Source organism: Gemmatimonadaceae bacterium, from assembly GCA_019637355.1.
Classification (GTDB): Bacteria; Gemmatimonadota; Gemmatimonadetes; order Gemmatimonadales; family Gemmatimonadaceae; genus Pseudogemmatithrix.
In genome coordinates this window covers 914,840-928,922 of record JAHBVT010000001.1, presented here as the reverse complement: position 1 = coordinate 928,922, position 14,083 = coordinate 914,840, and the positions used below count along the sequence as shown (strand labels likewise).

General features: G+C 68.6%; 14 protein-coding genes. 10 read left to right on the top strand and 4 right to left on the bottom strand.

The window, feature by feature from the left end:
• Positions 1-31 precede the first annotated feature (31 nt).
• Positions 32-1,324, bottom strand: coding sequence for an IS110 family transposase (locus tag KF689_04190; protein ID MBX3132578.1), 1,293 nt, complete (start codon positions 1,322-1,324; stop codon positions 32-34).
• 129 nt (positions 1,325-1,453) lie between these two features.
• Here KF689_04190 and KF689_04185 point away from each other — a divergent pair, with 129 nt between their 5' ends.
• The 5 genes from KF689_04185 (at position 1,454) to lepA (ending at position 6,801) form a co-directional block, all read left to right on the top strand.
• Entirely contained in the window at positions 1,454-1,654 is a 201-nt protein-coding gene (locus KF689_04185) for a hypothetical protein (protein MBX3132577.1), read from the top strand.
• Between the two features lie 53 nt (positions 1,655-1,707).
• The gene (locus KF689_04180) at positions 1,708-3,633 is read left to right on the top strand and encodes a pyrroloquinoline quinone-dependent dehydrogenase (protein MBX3132576.1); all 1,926 of its coding nucleotides are present in this window, start codon (positions 1,708-1,710) and stop codon (positions 3,631-3,633) included.
• Between the two features lie 86 nt (positions 3,634-3,719).
• A complete protein-coding gene (locus KF689_04175; GenBank protein MBX3132575.1) occupies positions 3,720-4,712 on the top strand; it encodes a hypothetical protein in 993 nt (330 codons plus the stop codon).
• Positions 4,713-4,925 (top strand): hypothetical protein, encoded by a 213-nt coding sequence (locus tag KF689_04170; protein ID MBX3132574.1) that lies wholly within the window; start codon positions 4,713-4,715, stop codon positions 4,923-4,925. It begins immediately after the preceding gene.
• Between the two features lie 76 nt (positions 4,926-5,001).
• Entirely contained in the window at positions 5,002-6,801 is a 1,800-nt protein-coding gene (lepA, locus tag KF689_04165; GenBank protein ID MBX3132573.1) for a translation elongation factor 4, read from the top strand.
• A gap of 3 nt (positions 6,802-6,804) precedes the next feature.
• On the opposite strand, the gene KF689_04160 is transcribed toward lepA, so the two are convergent.
• Genes KF689_04160 through nhaC form a run of 3 tightly spaced genes read right to left on the bottom strand, consistent with a single transcriptional unit; the run spans position 6,805 to position 10,327 of the window.
• Positions 6,805-7,983, bottom strand: a complete 1,179-nt coding sequence (locus KF689_04160; GenBank protein MBX3132572.1) for a PPC domain-containing protein — start codon at positions 7,981-7,983, stop codon at positions 6,805-6,807.
• Positions 7,984-8,019: 36 nt separating this feature from the next.
• Entirely contained in the window at positions 8,020-8,841 is an 822-nt protein-coding gene (locus tag KF689_04155) for a glycosyltransferase (protein ID MBX3132571.1), read from the bottom strand.
• Between the two features lie 4 nt (positions 8,842-8,845).
• On the bottom strand, positions 8,846-10,327 hold the full coding sequence (gene nhaC, locus KF689_04150; protein ID MBX3132570.1) for a Na+/H+ antiporter NhaC: 1,482 nt from the start codon (positions 10,325-10,327) through the stop codon (positions 8,846-8,848).
• Between the two features lie 57 nt (positions 10,328-10,384).
• Between nhaC and KF689_04145 the strand changes: the two genes are divergently transcribed.
• From KF689_04145 to KF689_04125, 5 genes are read left to right on the top strand one after another with little or no spacing between them, the layout of a single operon-like run.
• Entirely contained in the window at positions 10,385-11,389 is a 1,005-nt protein-coding gene (locus KF689_04145) for an ROK family protein (protein ID MBX3132569.1), read from the top strand.
• The gene (locus KF689_04140) at positions 11,386-12,339 is read left to right on the top strand and encodes a carbohydrate kinase family protein (protein MBX3132568.1); all 954 of its coding nucleotides are present in this window, start codon (positions 11,386-11,388) and stop codon (positions 12,337-12,339) included. Before KF689_04145 ends, KF689_04140 begins: the two co-directional genes overlap by 4 nt.
• Positions 12,336-13,229, top strand: a complete 894-nt coding sequence (locus tag KF689_04135) for a sensor histidine kinase (protein MBX3132567.1) — start codon at positions 12,336-12,338, stop codon at positions 13,227-13,229. The genes KF689_04140 and KF689_04135 overlap by 4 nt, the downstream gene beginning before the upstream one ends.
• Positions 13,226-13,777: a hypothetical protein gene (locus KF689_04130; GenBank protein MBX3132566.1), complete on the top strand. Its 552-nt coding sequence runs from the start codon at positions 13,226-13,228 to the stop codon at positions 13,775-13,777. The genes KF689_04135 and KF689_04130 overlap by 4 nt, the downstream gene beginning before the upstream one ends.
• On the top strand, positions 13,777-14,079 hold the full coding sequence (locus KF689_04125) for a hypothetical protein (protein ID MBX3132565.1): 303 nt from the start codon (positions 13,777-13,779) through the stop codon (positions 14,077-14,079). The genes KF689_04130 and KF689_04125 overlap by 1 nt, the downstream gene beginning before the upstream one ends.
• Positions 14,080-14,083 lie beyond the last annotated feature (4 nt).

The following is a 14,083-nucleotide window of genomic DNA, read 5'->3' as shown; positions in this document are numbered from 1 at the left end:
ATGAGGGCCCAGTGGAAGGCTCGAGCATTGTCTACGAGGTCGCAAGCGCCTCGACGGCACGGTTGATCGGAGTCGATTCACTGGGGACGTCGTGTTCGAAGTACGCGCGGTACGGCTGACCGGTCTTGACTACGGCATAGGCGATCCGTGCCATCTTCGCGGCGATGGCGGTGTAGGCCTTGCGCCGACGATCGGCGCTCTTGGGCGCCGTCGCCATGTAGCGCTCGAACTTGTCGCGCACGGAGTCCTCGCGACTGCGGACGGCGACGCGGCCGGCGAACCAGAAGGCGCAGCGCAGGCGGCTGTTGCCGCGCTTGGACAGCTGCTCCTGCCCCTTCGACTGGCCGGACTGCGCCTTGGCCAGGTCCAGGCCGCAGAACTTCAGGAACTGGCGGTGGTGGCCGAAGCGGCGGAGGTCGCCCCCCTCGGCGAGAATGGTGAGGGCGAAGACAGGTCCAATGCCTGGAATGGTCTGCAACAGCTGATAGTCGGGGTGGACGCCGAGCAGGTGGTCCGCCCACGCCTCGAGCGCCGCACGCTGCCGCGACAGGTCGAGAAAGGTTTGGAGACGCAGGCGGGCAGCCTGCACCGCGGGACTGTCCGGCGGCACGGGCAGGGCCAGCGAGCGCTGCGCCAGCTCATACACGCCACGCAGCCATGCCGCCTTCCCGACCTTGCGACCGGCGGGTTTCCACGCCGCCTCGAGGAACGCCTTCTCGGTGAGCGCCGTGATGTGCTGCGGCGTCGGGAAGGCCAGCAGGAGGCTGACAAACGCCTCACTGCGCGAGGTGCGCCAATAGCGTGCGAACTCCGGCCAGTAGAGCGGCAGGAAGTGCGTCAGCAGGCTATGCTGCACGCGCGTCCGCGCCAGGGTCACCTGCCAGTACGCCTTCGAGATTTCCTGTGCGTCGTGCCACCCGGCAACGAGCGGCTCGATGTAGCGCATCGTCATCCCCTGCTGCAGCACTTCCAGGATCACGCGTGCATCCTTCGCGTCGTTCTTGTCCCACGAGGAATAGCGCGCCTCTCGGTACCGAGCGCAGGTGAGCGACGCGACGAAGCGCACGTCGAAGCCGGCCTGGAGCAGTCGGTACGCCAGCGGCCGATGGTAGACGCCAGTCGGCTCCAGTCCCACTCGCACGGGCTGCGGCAACGACTGCAGGTGCGCCACGAGCCGTGACACCGCCGCCAGCGAGTTCTCCACGCGGCACCGCTCGTGTCGCGCGCCATGGGCGATCAGCACCTCGTGGGCGTCCTTGGCTACGTCGATTGCAACCCACGTGCCGGGAACGACATCTTCAGGGAAGGGATGGCCAGTCGTCATCGGTGCTCCTGGTGGTCGGGATACCATCCAGGATGCCGCCGCTTTGATCGGCTGGCCATCCTCCTTCCAGATGTACTACGGGACCGAGTTCCACTCCTACCGGAAGCTCGAGGCCCGCGTCGCTACGAAATGCTACTTCGCGACGCCGCACCACTCGTGGGAGCGCGGGAGCACGAGAACGTGAACGGGCTGTTCCGGCAATACGTGCCGAAACGCACGTCGATGGAGCACCTCACCCAGCGCGACTGCCAGCGCATCGCCGACAAGCTCAACCGCCGACCGCGCAAGCGACTCGGCTTCAAAACCCCGGAGGAGGTCTATGCTGCTTGAGCCTCAGTGTTGCACTTCACGGTTGACTTCACACGACTAGCTTTCGTCGCACAATGTCCTCCTCTCTTCGCGTCCTCGCAGCCTGCTGGCTCATAGCGTCGGCCGCGGCCGGGGCCCAGACCGACGAATGGCCGACATACGGTCGCGACCCCGGCGGGAGTCGCTTTGCGCCGCATCGGCAGATCAACACCGAGAACGTCTCGCGTCTCACCGTGGCGTGGCGGTTCAACACCGGCGAACTCGAGCCCGGGGGTCGATCCTTCGAGGCGACTCCCATTCTCGTGGACGGCACGTTGTTCCTCGTGACGCCACTCGGCCGAGTCTTCGCGCTAGATCCTGTGACCGGCAGCGAGCGCTGGCGGTTCGAAGCGAAGGTGTCGCCGCGCGCGGGGTTCGGCGACTTCACCTCGCGCGGCGTCTCGACCTGGCTCGACTCGAGCGCGAGCGTGGGGACCGTCTGCCGCCGTCGCATCATCGTCGCCACGGTGGACGCGAGACTGCTCGCGCTGGACGCCGCGTCCGGACGGCCCTGCACGGGTTTCGGACGGAGCGGCACGGTGTCGCTGCGCGCCGGCCTACGGAACCGTCCGTTCGAGGTCGCCGAGTACGAAGTCACCTCGCCGCCGGCAATCGTCAACGGGACGATCATCGTGGGCTCCGCGATCGCGGACAACAATCGCGTGGAAGCCGCGAGCGGTGAGGTGCGTGGCTACGACGCCCGCACTGGCGCGCTCAAGTGGACGTGGGATCCGGTGCCGCAGCATCGCAACGACCCCGCGTACGCCAGTTGGCGAGGGGATCGGGCGCATCGCACGGGCGCGGCCAACGCGTGGAGCGTCATCGCGGCAGATCCGGCGCGCGATATGGTCGTCGTGCCGACGAGCTCCCCCAGCCCAGACTACTTCGGCGGCCGTCGCCTCGGCCGGAACGATTACGCCAACTCGGTGGTCGCATTGCGCGCGAGCACCGGCGAAGTGCTTTGGCACTTCCAGACGGTGCACCACGACCTCTGGGACTACGACAACGCATCGCCGCCGGCGCTGGTCGATCTCACGATCGAGGGCCGCAGCGTTCCTGCGGTGTTGCAGGCGACGAAGACCGGAATGCTCTTCGTGTTGCATCGCGAGACGGGTGAACCGCTCGTGCCCGTCGAGGAGCGACCGGTGCCGGCGAGCGACGTCGCCGGCGAAGAGGCCTGGCCCACGCAGCCGTTCAGCACGCTGCCGCCGCTGAGCCCGCATCGCCTCGACGCGACGATGGCGTTCGGACTGAATGACAGCGCGCGCCGAGCCTGCGCGGAGCGCATCGCCGCGCTGCGGAACGAGGGCATATTCACGCCACCAAGCCTGCGCGGGACACTCGCATTTCCCTCGAACATCGGCGGCGCACACTGGGGCGGCGTGGCCTGGGATGCCACGCGCGGGTGGGCGATCGTGCCCGTAAACACCATTGCGGCGTTCATCCAACTCATTCCAGCAGACGGTACCGACTTCGACTCGCTTCGTCGGGCCGCGAGCGCGCGCGGCGAACAAGTGAACCGACTTCGCGAAACGCCGTTCTTGCAGGTTCGCGGACTGCTGCTCGGCGGTGATCGCGTCCCCTGCTCGCCGCCGCCGTTCGGCGAGCTGGTTGCCGTGGATATCGCCGCGCGACGCATTGCGTGGCGCGTGCCCCTCGGCGATGCCACAGGCTTTAACCCAGACCTCAAGGACGGACTCGGGTCACCGAACCTCGGCGGCGCGATCGTCACCGCCGGCGGCGTGGCATTCATTGCTGCGACGCTGGACAGCAAGCTCCGCGCCTTCGACGTCGCCACGGGTCGCGAACTGTGGAGCGCAGACCTGCCTGCGGGCGGCAAGGCCACGCCAATGACGTACGTCGGCGCGGACGGGCGACAGTACGTGCTGATCAGCGCCGGTGGAGATGGGGGGAGTTTCGGGCGCGGCGATGCGGTGATGGCGTTCGTGCTGCCGCGCTAGCGCGACGCAACCCGAATCGCGCCGCCGCTGTCCAACCCGAAGATGTGCTTGAAGCAGGACGTCCTCATCGGAGTCTCCAAACTTTGATGAACCGACTCGCGCTCGCCCTCCCGCTGCTGTCCATCGCCTGCGGCGGCGAAACCGCATCGACAAGCAGCATCGTCGTCGACACACTCCCGGGCGGCATCCCGCGCACGATGTCGTCGGCGCCGCTCGAACCCGGCCGCTGGTCGCTCGAACTCGTGCGTGAGATTCAGCCGGACGCAGATGCACCTGGCGAGCTGATGCGCCCGCAGTCGCTCGCGCTCGCCGACGATGGCTCAGTGATCGTCGCGGAGTCGCGCCCATCGCAGATCAACTTCTACGCGCCCGATGGGAGCTTCGTCCGCACGATCGGCCGCGAAGGCGCGGGGCCCGGTGAGTTCCAGGCCGCGTTCATCGCCGTGCGCGGAGACACGCTGGTCGTGCAGGACCCGAGCAACGCTCGGCTCACCCTCATCGACTGGCGCAAGGGCAGCACGCTCGCGACGCAGCACTCGACCTGCTGCTACTGGGCGGCAGTGGGTACCGACCAAGACGGTCGCGCCTGGCTGCGGATGATGGCACCGCTACCGGATAGCACGCGACCCTACGGCCAAGGCTACATCCGCCAGCCGCTGAGCGGCGGCGCCGCGGACACCGCGTTCGTGTATGAGCGCGCCGGCCTGCCGAAGGCGAACTACTGGGTGCTGCGCGTCGGAAACCAGACGCGGATGTCGATGCCGGTGCCGCTCTCCCCGCAGGCGCACTACCTCATCGAACCTCGCGGCTACGTGCTCTCGGGTTGGAGCGCCGAGTACTCGCTGCGCGTGTCGCGGAACGGCCGAGACACGGTGGCGGTGTATGGCCGTCAGTGGACGCCTGGTAGCGTCACCAGCGCCGAGAGGGACCGGCTGTATGAGGAGGCCGTCGCTCGGGTCGCGAGCTCGGGAGAACGATGGGACGCGGCCACGATACGGAACTCGTTCGACAAGGCGGCGATCCCGAGTGCCCGTCCCGCGTACGAATTCCTGCACTCTGATGAAGCGGGACGTCGCTGAGTGCGCCTTAGCGATCCGGACAAGAGCAGGGTGCGCTTCGACGTCTTCGATGGCGACGGCCGATGGCTCGACTCCGTGAGCGTTGCGGCGTCCCAGTGGCTCGACAGTCCGTGGGGGCCGTCGGACTTCGGGGCCAACGAAGTCGCGATTGCCGCCGAGAGTGAGGATGGGCGGCCGCTGATCCGGGTGTTCGCCATTCGACGACGCCCCTAGCAGGTCATTGGAACTACCCGGCGGGGCCACTAAGTTTCTGGGCTACATCGTTTTGCGCCCCACAACGCCGCCGCCCGTGACCCCGCCGTCCCTGATCCGCAACTTCTGCATCGTCGCCCACATCGACCACGGGAAGTCCACCCTGGCCGATCGCCTCATCGAGGCCACGGGGATGCTGCAGAAGCGTGAAATGAAGGCCCAGGTGCTCGATACGCTCGACCTCGAGCGCGAGCGCGGGATCACGATCAAGCTCAACGCCGTCCGGATGTCCTACGACGCCAAGGACGGCACGACCTACGAGCTGAACCTGATCGACACGCCGGGGCACGTGGACTTCACCTACGAAGTCTCGCGCTCGTTGGCCGCCTGCGAAGGGGCCATCCTCGTGGTGGATGCCTCGCAGGGCATCCAGGCGCAGACGCTGTCGAACCTGTTCCTGGCGATGGACGCGGGCCTCGAGATCATTCCGATCCTCAACAAGATCGACCTGCCCGGCGCCGAGCCGGAGAAGCGACGCCAGGAAGTCGTGGACCTGATCGGCTGTGCGCCCGAGGACATCCTCCTCGTGAGCGCCAAGGAAGGCCTGGGCATCCCCGAGCTGCTCGAGGAAGTCGTCAAGAAGGTGCCGCCGCCGCGCGGGAATCCCGACGGGCCGCTGCGCGCGCTGATTTACGACTCCTACTACGACAAGTACCGCGGCGCCATTCCCAGCGTGCGCGTGGTGGACGGCACGCTCAAGAAGGGAATGCAGATCACCTTCGGCACCTCGGAGTCGGTGTACGAAGTGCTCGACGTCGGCTACAACCAGATGCGCCAGGTGCCGGCCAAGCAGCTCACGGCCGGCGAGGTCGGCTACGTGGTGGCCAGCGTGAAGTCGGTGAAGGAAACTCGCGCCGGCGACACGATCTTCGACGCCGAGAACAAGGCGACGCAGCCGCTGCCCGGCTACCAAGCGGTGCGCTCGTTCGTCTTCGCCGGCATCTTCCCCACCGACACGCAGCAATACGAGGACCTCCGCGACGCGCTTGAGAAGCTGCAGCTCAACGACGCCTCGCTGAACTACACGCCCGAGACTTCCACCGCACTGGGCTTCGGCTTCCGCTGCGGCTTCCTCGGCCTCCTGCATATGGAGATCGTGAAGGAGCGACTCGAGCGCGAGTTCGACCTCGACCTCGTCACGACCGTGCCCAGCGTGGAGTACCACGTGAAGAAGACCGACGGCGAGGAGATCCTGGTCGAGAATCCGGCGCTGATGCCGCCCGCCTCGGTGATCGACTACATCGAGGAGCCGTACGTGAAGGCCCGCATTATGGTCCCGACGGACTACATCGGGCCCATTATGACGCTGGGCACCGACCGCCGCGGCGAGTACAAGGGGATGAACTACATCGACACCACGCGCGTGGAGATCGACTGGGAGTTCCCGCTCGGCGAGATCATCCTCGACTTCTTCGACAAGCTGAAGTCCATCTCGCGCGGCTACGCGTCGCTGGACTACGAGATGCTCGGCTACCGCAAGAGCGACCTGCAGCGCCTCGATATGCTCATCAACGGCGACCCGATCGACGCCTTCAGCGTGATCGTGCACGTGGACAAGGCCTACGAGTGGGGCCGCAAGGTCGCCGACAAGCTGAAGGACCTGATCCCGCGGCAGCTCTTCGAGGTGGCCATCCAGGCGGCGATCGGCCAGAAGGTCATCGCGCGCTCGACAGTGAAGGCGCTGCGCAAGGACGTGCTCGCCAAGTGCTACGGCGGCGACATCAGCCGCAAGCGCAAGCTCCTCGAGAAGCAGAAGGAAGGCAAGAAGCGGATGAAGCAGGTGGGGTCAGTCGAGATCCCGCAGGAAGCCTTCCTCGCCGTGCTGCAGGTCGAGTAGTCGCTACGGTGCGCGCTCCAGCGTGAGGGCGTAGGCGCCGGTGGAGCCGCTGCCGAGCGCGCTGGCGCGGATCACGTAGGTGCCGGCGCGCTCGACGCGCACCTCAAGCTGCGAGTCGAGGTCGCCGCCGCTGTCGTCGTCCGTCGCGATCTCCGTGAAGATGCCGTCCGACTTGGTGCCCCAGCGCAGGTACGAATCGAAGTCCCCGGAGCGCAGGGTGATGCGGAAGCGGTCGCCGGCACGGGCGTCGACGACGTACTCGTGGAAGTAGCCGCCGTCGTCGAGCTCGGGGTCGCCCTCGGACAGCACGCCGCTCATCGTCTGGCCCACGGCGATCGGGCGCTGCACCACCCGCACCTCTTCGGCCTCCGTGACCGAGAGCGAGTACTCCCCGCGGCCGCTGGCGCCGAGGGAGCGCGCGATGATCACGTAGTCGCCGTCGAGCGTGAGGGTGATGCGCGAGTCCGTGCCACCGCCGCTATCGTCGTCCGTGGCCACCTGCTCCTGGCTTGGCCCCATCACCTTGAGCACGTGCAGGTACGCGTCAAAGCTCTCGGAACGCATCAGGATGCGTACACGCTGGCCGCGCCCGCTCACGTTGTAGAGGTCGTAGGGCGCGCCCCCGTCCTCCTCGCGGATCGGGCTCGCGTCCGTCAGCTCACCGCGGACGGTCGCGCCGATTTCGATGGTCGTTGCCGTCGGCGGCGGCGGCGGATCCGTCTCTTCCACCCTGACCGTGTACGGCCCGAGCCCCTCTTCTGACAGCGACTGCGCCACGATGATGTAGCTGCCGGCGGCCGGCGGCCGGAAGCGCAGGCGCGAGTTCGTCCCCTCGCCGCCGTCGTCGTCCTGCGCCAGTTCCTCGCTCAGCCCGCCGACGATACGCGCCACCCAGAGCCAGGCGTCGAAGTCCGGCGCATCGAGCGTGATGATGTAGTGCTTGTCGGCCTTGGCATCGAAGCGATACGTGTGGAACGCACCGCGACCCCCGAACTTGGGATCGCTGGACGCGAGGGTGCCGTTGACCGCCTCGCCGAAGCGGATCGGGCGCGCGGTGGCCTGCGACGATGCCTGCGGCGTCGCCGGCCGCGCCGGCTGGCCCCGCTGTGCCAGCGCCGGGACGGCGGCGAACGTCAGACCGACAACCGCTGCGAACATCCACCGGCCATTGAGACGCGACATCCGACCCCCGTGATGAGCCAACCGTGCGGTCGGCGGTTAGCGCGAGAGGTACTGGTCCAAGCCCAGACTCGCGCGCGTGAGCTTCTGCGCTGCCACTTCATCCCGGATGGCGCGGTTGGCCGCGATCCCAGCCGCGTTCTTGTAGCCGCGCGGATGATCCAGGTGCACCACCAAGGCCCGGTGCCGGAACTGCCGCCCGGTCACTCCGAGGTTTTCCAAGCGCTCGCCAATCTCGCGGTCGAGCCCCCCCCACTGCAAGCGCTCGTCAAATCCGTTGACTGCGACGAGGTCGTCGGTGAACACCGAGGCATTGTGGCCGTTGAAGGTCGCGCCGGTGGGGGTGATGGCGTCGAGCGCGGCGGCCACTCGCGGCCCCCACTTGAGACGCGCCAGGCGCCGGCTCCACGGCGTGCCGTGGGCACGCAGCCACGCGTAGTCCGTCGCCCGCCCGGCCAGGATGTCGTCCTTGGTGATGGCCTCGCTGGTGGCCATCGGCAGCTTGAGGTAGCCGCCGGAGATGAAGTGCCCGCGCCGCGCATTCGCCGCGTGCACCGCGAGCAGGTCGGCCCGCGGAATGCAGTCGCCATCGGTGAAGAAGCAATACTCGCCACTGGCCCTGGCGATGGCCTTGTTCAGGATGCGGCACTTCCCGAAGCCGTCGTGCTCCTGGTACACGTGCGTGATCGGGTACCGCACGGCCGCGCCGACGCGCGCGATGACCTCCTGCGTCGGGGCCGAGGACCCGTCGTCGGCGATGAGCACCTCGAAGTCGCGATACGTCTGCGCTTCGAATCCCCACAGCACCTTCTCCAGCCACTTGGGCTGTTCGTAGGTGCTGAAGATCACCGAGATGCGCATCGCGCTACTGCTGCACCGCGCCGTCCGGCGCGTCGAGCTCCTCGGGGCGGAGCTTCGTGATCGTCACGCCGGCGAAGCCATACGCCGCGGCGATGAGCGGATTCAGCAGGTTGAAGAACGCGAACGGCGCATACGCCGCCGTCGCCACGCCGAGGGTCGTCGCCATAAAGGCGCCGCAGGTGTTCCAGGGGATCAGCGGCGAAGTCAGCGTCCCCGCATCCTCCAACGAGCGCGAGAGATTCTCCGGACGCAGACCGCGCCGCCGATACTCGGCGCGGAACATCCGCCCCGGCAGCACGATGGCGATGTACTGGTCCGACGCGATGACGTTCATCCCGATGCTGGTGCCCAGCGTCGCCGCCACCAGCGTGCCGGTGCCGCGCACCGCCCCGAGGATCCCGGCCGCGATCCGCTGCAGCATCCCGGTGGTCTCCATCACGGCACCGAAGGTCATCGCCGAGATGATCAGCCACACCGTGTTGAGCATACTGGACATCCCGCCACGCGAGAGCAGCTCGTCGAGCGCGGCGTTGCCGCTCTCCAGCGCGAATCCGTCGAACATCGCCGTCCACGCGCCCTTGACGAGGGCCAGGCCGCGCGGCAGATCCGTCTCGCCGACGAAGCGCAGCACCGCGGCCTGTTGGAAGAGCAGCGCCCACACGCAACCAACCAACGCGCCGATCATCAGCGCCGGAAATGCCGGCACGCGCTTGAGCACCAGCCCGAACACCAGCACCGCGGGCAGTAGGGTCACCCAACCCAACCGGAACTGCTCCCCCAGCTGCGCCTGGATGACCGCGATCTCCGGGGCGTCCGCCGCGCCGCCCTTCACGAAACCGATCACCGCGAAGATGATCAGGGCGATGACGATGCTCGGCACGGTCGTGTAGACCATATGCCGGATATGCGTGAAGAGGTCGGTACCGGCCATCGCCGGCGCGAGGTTGGTCGTGTCCGAGAGCGGCGACATCTTGTCGCCGAAGTACGCGCCCGAGATGATCGCCCCGGCGGCGAGGCCCAGCGGCAGGCCCTGCACCGTCGCCACGCCCACCAGGGCCACGCCGATCGTCCCCGCCGTCGTCCAGGAGCTCCCGGTCGCCAGCGCGACGATTGCGCAGATGACGCAGGCGGCCGCGTAGAACCAGCTCGGGCTGAGGATCGAGAGGCCCATATGGATCATCGTCGGCACGGTACCGGCGAGGATCCAGGTCCCGATCAACGACCCGACCACCAGCAGGATCAAGATGGCACCCATCGCCAACGAGATGCCGTGCACGATGCCCTTCTGGAGGTCGGCCCAGGCGTGTCCGTTGCGGATGCCCACCACCGCGCCGACCATCGCCGCCAGCAGCAACGCAATCTGGTTGGCTCCGCTGGAGGAGCCGTCCCCGTAGAAGAAGACCGAAAGGGCGAGGAGCCCGATCAGCGTGACGACCGGCAGCAGTGACTGCGCCAGTCCCGGATCCCGCGGCGTCGGAGTGGTCATCAGGCCGCGAAAGCTCGCGGCAACGCGGCAACCCCCGCAAGGCATAGATTTCCGACAATGACACTCGGTCCCCTGCCCTCCGACCGCTACATCATCGGCGTCGACCTCGGCGGCACCAACGTCGTCGTCGGGGCGCTGAGCGCCGACGGCGGCCGCCAGTTCGCGATGAACGCCACCCCGACCCGCGCCGACCTCGGCGCGGACGCCGTCGTGCAGCGCATCGCGGAGCTCACCGAACGCGTCATCGCCGAGACGATGGCGGCGACGGGCGCGGCGCGCGAGCACATCCTTGGTGTGGGCATCGGCTCGCCGGGGCCGCTGGACCGCGAGCGTGGCGTCGTGATCTTCACGCCCAACCTCGGCTGGCGGGACTTCCCGCTGCGCCAGCGCATCGTGGACGCCGTGCACCTGCCGGCAACGCTCGACAACGACGCCAACTGCGCGACGCTCGGCGAGTGGTGGCTGGGCGCCGCCAAGGGCGCGCGGCACGTGGTGGGCCTGACGATCGGGACGGGCATCGGCGGCGGACTCATCCTCGACGGCCGGCTCTACCACGGCGTGAGCGACGTGGCCGGTGAGGTCGGCCATACGACCATCGACTCCACCGGACGACGCTGCGGCTGCGGGAATTATGGTTGTCTCGAGGCCTACGCCTCAGGCCCGGCCATCGCCGAGCGGGCGCGTGAAGCGCTGGCCGGCGGCGAGCCCAGCACGATGCCGGCGATGGTGGGCGGCGACCTCAGTCGGCTGACCGCCGCGCTGGTGTACGATGCGGCCAAGCAGGGCGACCGCCTCGCGTTGGAAGTCGTGCGCGAGACCGCGCGGCTACTCGGAGCCGGGGTGGCCAACTTGTTGAACATCTTCAACCCGGACGTCGTCGTGCTCGCGGGCGGCGTGACCCAGGCCGGCGATGCGCTGTTCGAGCCGATGCGCGCCGAGGTGCGGCGACGGGCGTTCAAGCCGGCCGTCGAGGCCTGCCGCATCGTGCCGGGTGCCTTGCAGGGCAACGCCGGCGTCGTCGGTGCAGTGGCGACCTTTGCCCAGCAGACGGGGCTGATGTGACCGACGGGGCGTCCGCCCCGCGTCGGCGACGGCTCGGGGTCATCGGCAGCTTCGTCTGGGACGTGATCCACGGCCGCGACCCGCGCCGCGGCCCGGTCGAGGAGTGGGGCGGCATCACCTACGCGCTCTCGGCCTGCGACGCCGCCCTGCCCGACGACTGGGAACTGGTGCCGCTGGTGAAGGTCGGCAGCGACCTCGCCCCGCAGGCGCGTGAGTTCCTGCGCACGCTGCGCCGCGTGGCGGCCGACGCCCAGCCGATCGAAGTGCCGTACCGCAACAACCGGGTGGAGCTGCGCTACCACACCGACGAACGCCGCAGCGAGGTGCTCAGCGGTGGCGTGCCGGGCTGGACCTGGGCAGGACTCCAGCCGCTGCTGCGCGACCTCGACGCGCTGTACATCAATCTCATCAGCGGCTTCGAGCTCGACCTCGAGACGGCGCAGTTGTTGCGGCAGCACTTCAAGGGCCCCATCTACTGCGACCTGCACTCCCTGACGATGGGCATCGAGCCCGACGGGCTGCGCACGTGGCGGCAGATTCCCGAGGTGGCGGCCTGGTGCGCCTGCTTCGACGAGCTCCAGGTGAACGAGGACGAGGTCGCGATGCTGGCGGCGGACCCGCTGGCCCTCGCGGCGACGGCGATGGCGGCGGGCGTGCGGCGCCTCTTCGTTACCCTCGGCAAGCGTGGGGTCGTCTATTTCGAGGATGCCGGCGTGGGGCGGCCGCTGCGAACGGCCTTGGTGCCGGCCACGGCGGCGCGGGTGGACGGCGCGGGCGATCCGACCGGCTGCGGCGACGTGTGGGGCGCAACCTATTTCTCACACGCCGTCGCAGGTGATAGCTTACCCGAGGCGATGCGGCGGGCCTGCGACGCCGCCGCACGGAACGTCGAACATCGCGGGGCCACCGGCCTCGCACACCACCTCCGCGGAGAACTGCACCCGCTGTGACCGCCGTCATCACCGTCCCCGCGTACCTCGACGAGCAGAGCTTCGAGCAGGTGCTCGAGCAACTCGCGCCGCTCGCGCCCGACGCGAAAGTCCTGGTGGATGCCCGGCACACGCGCTTCGCCACCCCCTATGGCCTCACCGGCCTGCTCTGCCTCGCGCAGTCGCGGGCGGAGAAGGCCGACTTCGCGCCGCCGGCCGACGACGAAGTGAAGTCCTATTGGGCGCGATCGGCGTTCTTCCGCTACGCCGAGGAGCTGTACACGATGCGCGGGCCGGTCCCGCGGCCGCGCGCGCAGCAGGATTCCGACGTGCTGCTCGAGGTCACGCCGATCGCCAAGAGCGAGGACGTGCACGAGGTGGTCGAGCGCGTGAAGGACCGCGCCACGCATATCCTGACCAACCGGCTGCACCTCGAGGCCCGCGCGACGATGGGCTTCGCGATGTCGCTCTCGGAAGCCTGCCAGAACATCGTCGAGCACGCGGGACGCGGCGGCTGGGTGGGCGTCCAGGTCTACAACTGGGCCAAGCGCCGTGTCGGACGGCAGGTGGTGGTGATCGCCGTCGCTGACGCCGGACAGGGCTTCCGGCGTTCGCTCGAAAGCACGCGCGTACGCGGCCTGGCTGGCGAGCGCTGGAATGACGCCGCCGCGCTGGACGCCGCCGCCACGCAGGGCTTCAGCCGGCACTCCGAGCCCGGGCGCGGGCAGGGCCTGCGCGGCATCAAGGGCTATGCCCATCGCCACGACGGGCGCTTCTCCATCCGCAGCGGCACGGCGCGAATGGTGTTCCCGCCGTCCTGGGACGACTCGCTCGCGCTCGAAGAAGGGCTGCCGGCCTTCGCCGGAGCCCAATTGCAGATCATCATCCCCGAACGGGCGGAGGGCGCGTGACACATATCGACGTGCGCTCTGCGCTGCGCGATTCCGTCCCCGGGGACTATTCGGACCTCGTGACCCGCCGCACCGGAATGCTGGTGCGCAGCGTCGTGGAACAGCGCCTGGCGGGGCTGGCCGATGGTTCGGTCGCCTTTCTCGACTTCACGCACATCGGCGTGCTGGACCGCTCCTGCGCCGACGAGTTCATCTCCAAGCTGATGCTGCCGATGACGGCCGACGTGCCGCCGCGCGGCGGCTACGTGGTGCTGCACGGCCTGCAGGAGGATCACCTCGAGATCATCGAGCAGGTGCTCGAGACGCATCAACTGGCCTTGGTGGTGCAGTTGCCCAACCTCGAGGCGCGGCTGGTCGGCGCCGTCACGGCGCAGGAGCGCGCCTGCTGGGAACACGTGATGCGCGCCGGTGAGGCCTTGGCCGATGCCGTCGCCGAAGGCACCGGCCTGCCCTGCGACTCCTGCCGCGAGATGCTCGAGGCGCTGGCCCGCCGCCGCCTGCTGCGGCGCGTCGCCGACCGCTTCCTCCCGCTGGGTCGGGTGGCCTGATGCGCAACTTCCAGCCGCTCCAGGTGGTGGGCTTCATCGCCACGCGCCGTGGCGACGCCGAGCGCGGTCCGCTGGTGCGCATCACGCCCAAGGACGCCAAGATCCGCCTGATCGAGGACGGCGAACTGGTGTGGGTGTACGGCCCGCGCCGCCACGAATTGGCGCCTGTGGTGTACGACGAGTCGCTGCCGAAAGGCGGAGTCGTCGTGCGCGACCTCGCCGGCCTCGCGGTCACGGAGATCGTGAAGCTGGTCAAGATGGACGTGGACCACCGCCCCGTCCTCACCAAGTCCCTCGCCTGAGCGC

Bases quoted from the DNA above. Each gene is read 5' to 3' on its own strand.
- KF689_04190 (MBX3132578.1), bottom strand. From the start codon at position 1,324: ATGACGACTGGCCATCCCTTCCCTGAAGATGTCGTTCCCGGCACGTGG.
- KF689_04145 (MBX3132569.1), top strand. From the start codon at position 10,385: ATGACACTCGGTCCCCTGCCCTCCGACCGCTACATCATCGGCGTCGAC.
- KF689_04185 (MBX3132577.1), top strand. From the start codon at position 1,454: ATGCTACTTCGCGACGCCGCACCACTCGTGGGAGCGCGGGAGCACGAG.
- KF689_04180 (MBX3132576.1), top strand. From the start codon at position 1,708: ATGTCCTCCTCTCTTCGCGTCCTCGCAGCCTGCTGGCTCATAGCGTCG.
- nhaC (MBX3132570.1), bottom strand. From the start codon at position 10,327: ATGACCACTCCGACGCCGCGGGATCCGGGACTGGCGCAGTCACTGCTG.
- KF689_04175 (MBX3132575.1), top strand. From the start codon at position 3,720: ATGAACCGACTCGCGCTCGCCCTCCCGCTGCTGTCCATCGCCTGCGGC.
- KF689_04155 (MBX3132571.1), bottom strand. From the start codon at position 8,841: ATGCGCATCTCGGTGATCTTCAGCACCTACGAACAGCCCAAGTGGCTG.
- KF689_04125 (MBX3132565.1), top strand. From the start codon at position 13,777: ATGCGCAACTTCCAGCCGCTCCAGGTGGTGGGCTTCATCGCCACGCGC.
- KF689_04160 (MBX3132572.1), bottom strand. From the start codon at position 7,983: ATGTCGCGTCTCAATGGCCGGTGGATGTTCGCAGCGGTTGTCGGTCTG.